General features: G+C 62.4%; 3 protein-coding genes. All 3 read left to right on the top strand.

Going from position 1 to position 4,204, the window contains the following annotated elements; genetic code table 11:
- Positions 1-2,015: XVIPCD domain-containing protein (locus tag AC1DSN_RS19170; RefSeq protein WP_477332259.1), on the top strand; the 2,015-nt coding region annotated here is incomplete at its 5' end.
- Positions 2,016-2,428: 413 nt separating this feature from the next.
- Positions 2,429-2,932: a hypothetical protein gene (locus AC1DSN_RS19165; protein WP_477332257.1), complete on the top strand. Its 504-nt coding sequence runs from the start codon at positions 2,429-2,431 to the stop codon at positions 2,930-2,932.
- 818 nt (positions 2,933-3,750) lie between these two features.
- Entirely contained in the window at positions 3,751-4,107 is a 357-nt protein-coding gene (locus tag AC1DSN_RS19160) for a hypothetical protein (protein ID WP_477299018.1), read from the top strand.
- Positions 4,108-4,204: the final 97 nt, after the last annotated feature.

Raw genomic sequence — 4,204 nt, 5'->3', positions numbered from 1 at the left:
GCATTGAACCTTACGGTAAGGACGTCGAAGGCGCCCTCCAGGACATAATGTGGAACGCCGGAAGTTCCCCCTATCTCCACAACGCAATGAACAGCGGCCGCCCGTTCGTGGCCTTCGTCGAGAATGCGCCCCTGGGACGAGGCTTCAGCACCTTCGAACTACCTACAGCGCAGCAGTATCCCGAAGCCGTGACAAACGGTTATCCCATGCGCTCCTTCGGTCCCGACCCACTGGCGTTCGCCAGCAAGTCGGCGGCTGAATTCCAGCAGCTCGAGAAGTCCCTGGCGGAATCCGCGAGTGTCAACGGCGCGCATCTGGTCAGCGTGGGCGACCTTCGCGCGAAGGTCTACGTGGCCTCGGGATATAACGCGGCTAACCAATCCGTATTCGGCCATTCCCTCACCGAGTTCAAACAACTCACCGCCGACCAAATGACCTCGGCGAGCAACGCTTGGTCCCTGCAGGAGGCGGCACGGCTGTCCGGGGCCAGTGCGAGCGCGGCAAAGCMTGTCGAGCATTCCTCGCCCGTCATGGAGCGTCAGGCACCTCGCGGGCCGCCCTCCCTGGAGAGCGTCAAGGAATCGCAAGGGCTCGAGAGAGAGACGGCGTTCGCGGGACGAGCCGGCCCAAGCTTGGCAGCCAGGGGCCTGGAGGTGGCAGGTGTCGCTGCAGTCGCCTATGACGCGGCTAACACCGCCAGCAAGACCTCCGACTTGCTTCACGCAGGTAACGTCACGGGCGGGCAATCCGAGCTGGTTCACTTCGCCGGCCGGAATCTGGGCATGGTGGCGGGTGCCGAAGCGGTCGGCGGCGCAGCGGCGCTGGCGGGTGTCGAGTCCGGTCCTGGCTTGGTTGTGTTTGGCGCTGTGGGCGCCATAGGTGGCGCCGTCGCCGGCGACAAGATCGCCAACGCGATCGACAACCATCGGATCTATAACCAGGCCGACGCGAGCGGGAAGAATTGGCACTACGACCCTGCGCACCCTGACAGCGGTTGGACCCACACCGAGACGGTGATGAAGACCGCGGCCAACGGTGCGCCGTATTTCGGTCGCGAGCAGCACGTTGCCGATGCGTCCTTAACGAATACGCTCAATTACAAGGCTTCGTGCACGGCTGTGGATCTGGCGCTGGCACACAACAACACGCCGGCCGATCCCTATGCTCAGCGCCCGGGCCCGCACGATACCGCGAGCGTCGTGGATGCGCCGTGGGTACGTGACCCTCAGACCCACGCATGGTCCCGCCATGTCACCGATCAGGTGCTCGAACACGGGATGACGAGTTCGCACACCGAGACGGCCACGCCGACACGCGCCGCGGAGCTGGAGCAGTCAGCGAAGGCGACGATCGCGGCCAATCTCGCGGACTCACCTCGCGGCATCGCCCAGCACTATGCGGACGCGTACGAGCGGAACGGATGGCAAGCGCAGGGACCCATGCCCGACTCTGTCACCCATGCGCTGAAGCAGCCTGAAACTATACGGGACGCGTCGGACGGCCATGCTTACACCCAGGGCGCCGATGGTCATTGGCGTACGCCCGGCATGATCTATGGGACCAATGAGGCCAAGGGCAATGTGCGTGACGAGCTGGAGGCCACGAAGTCGGCCGCTGTCATGCTCAACCATGCCGCCCATCCCGACCACGCGCTGTTTCGTCAGGCCGAAACGCACGTGCACGCGTTGGACGCCAAACACGGCCGAACGCCGGACCAGGGTAGCGAGAACCTGGCCGCCGCGTTGACCGTCGCGGCGAAGCAGGGCGGTTTGAGGAAGATCGATACGCTGGCCTTGAGTGACGACGGCTCTCAGGTGTTTGTCGCGGACGTGATCATTCCCAAGACCCTGAACAACGTCGCGAGCGTTGACACCGTACCGGCGATACAGACGCCGGTAGAGCAGAGCAGCCAGAAAATCGATGAGGTCAACGTCGATCTGTCCGCGCAGGCGCAGACACAGAATCATCAGCACGCGGTGAGCCAGCAGCACGGGCATAGCATGCCTGGCAGGTGAGGCCAGGCATCTACCGGCGTCCTGTGGCTCAACGCGGCTGCTAGATCCAGGTGATGAGCGGGCGCTGGATAAGGCGGAAGACTATCTGCAGAGGTTTGAGTATGGGACGTATGGGCTTCATCTCACCGTTTGGAACTGCTCGGCAGGTCCTTTGGCGGTCGACGGGGGGCGCTCCTTGGGGACAACACATGCTTAAGGCTCGCCTTGCGCTGCTGGAGCGAAGTAGTGACGCAATCCATCGCGTTGATACGCAACGCGGAACAAGACATCCGTCCACTCAGCCGCTCTAGACAAGAGGTTCAAACACTACGATGAACGTCCTCCGCCACGTGAAACTCCGGTCAGTCATTCTCGTAGCGCTATTGTCTTCGACTCCGCTAGGAGCCTGCATCGCTGCGTCAACAAATCAGGAATTGCAGAAGCTCGAAGAAGCGGATCAGTCGGACCGCGCTGCCGGCTCCAACAAGATTGACTGGACCGTCGTCGGAAAGCGCGATGCCGCTCGCAAGGCCCGCGCGACCGAAATTCTCAAAGCCGGCGACGTGCGCACCGCCGACGATTATTTCAACGCTGCCCTCATTTTCCAGCATGGCGATGCGGTCGAGGATACGGAGTTGGCGTTGGCGCTGGCCACGACGGCCACTCGCCTCGACAGCTCAAAGAAGGATGCGAAGGTGCTGACAGCACAGGCGTGGGATCGGATTTTGGTCAAGCGCGGCAAGCCACAGTGGTATGGAACCCAGTTCTTCAAGGACACGTCCACTGGCAAATGGGAAATGTCACCGATGGACCCGACCGCCGTCACCGAGGCCCAGCGCGAGGCGTTGGGCATCCCGACGCTTGCCGAAACGAAGGCGCATCTCGATGCCCTGAACGCGAAATCGTCGAATGCGCCAGTCGTAAGCCCCGTCCTGTAATACCCACTTGCACTGGGCATGTATGCCGGTGCGCACGAGCTATCCGCTTTCGCAGACTGGTCTCATGGCGTCACCGGGCGCGGGCGAGATCGACCACCCCCCAACCATGGCGCAGGGACTTCACCGAATTCGCCCATCGCTCACCCGTCGGACATGGCACCGTGACGCAACGATGCCGGTCCAAGGGGTCACGCGAAGATGGAGTCAACGTTCGCCACGCGTAGCAGGCTTCTTCTCCTCGTCGTGGCAATGACTGCAGCCTCGGCCGGTTGCACGGTACCGATGGGCACCTTGCGCCCCGTTCGCGCATCGCCCGTCGATGTCATGTCCATTCCCACAGTGGACGCCCGCGCGCTTTATCGCATCCGTGATTTTGACTGGTTTCGACTCGACTTTGACTCCGACACTGACTACGCGCGTGTCATCCGACGGCGAGAGCTGAATGTCTACGTCCGCCTGCGCTGGTGCGGTGACGGACTGCCAGGGCGGGAGCTAACGACGGCACGGCTGTTCGGCGACGATGGGCGGGTTAGTGCTTCGAGCCGCCTGCTGCCCGTGTCCGGCTCTCCGCCCGGGAGCTCCGTCGTATTCCGGTACCACACGTACGTTCTCGTCCATGTCCCGCGAGGCCCGGTGATGCCGGCAGGCTCACCGGATCAGGGTGGGGATTACGACCTCCGCCAACCGGCTGATGACCTTTGCGTGTCGGTCGGGGGCGGGGACATGGTGGGTAATCATGGGGAGTCGAAGCCAGCCGTATACTCCGCAGAAGTCGTCCGGGGTGTCTTTTCCCATTTACAGGCAAGCGGAAAGTAATCATGTCCAGAATGATCGCCATCGCAGCGCTTGTCCTTTCGATGGCTGTCTTTGCCGGCCAGGTATTCCTTTTTACGAACACCGATGAGCAGGTTATCTGCGGGGTCGCAGGGATCCTCGTGTACGGATTGGCCGTGGCTAAGGCGACACTCCCCGTGTTGCGGTCACCACGCGTGGTTGCTGTTGGCTGGGCAGTGGTCTCGGGCGTGATCTTGGGAATGCTCCCTCCGCGCTTGCGCCTCGGCGGAGCCTTAGACAGCTTCGTGTTGTTCTTTCCTTTGGTCCATGCTTTGGCGCTGGCGGGTTACTTTTTTTTAGGCCGCACCAGTCGGTTGTCTGATCCGCGATCAGCGCCCTGATCGCATTGATCTATGCGGCGCGCCTGCCAAGCACCGCCCACGCCACGATGATGAGAACCACGATGGCGCCCAGGATCCACCAGGTCCTGCGTTGCCC

Source organism: Luteibacter sp. P4_D7_3 (genome assembly GCF_056401735.1).
This window is presented reverse-complemented; position numbering and strand designations above follow the sequence as displayed.

Coding starts and splice junctions, on each gene's coding strand:
- AC1DSN_RS19160 (WP_477299018.1), top strand. CDS start 3,751: ATGTCCAGAATGATCGCCATCGCAGCGCTTGTCCTTTCGATGGCTGTC.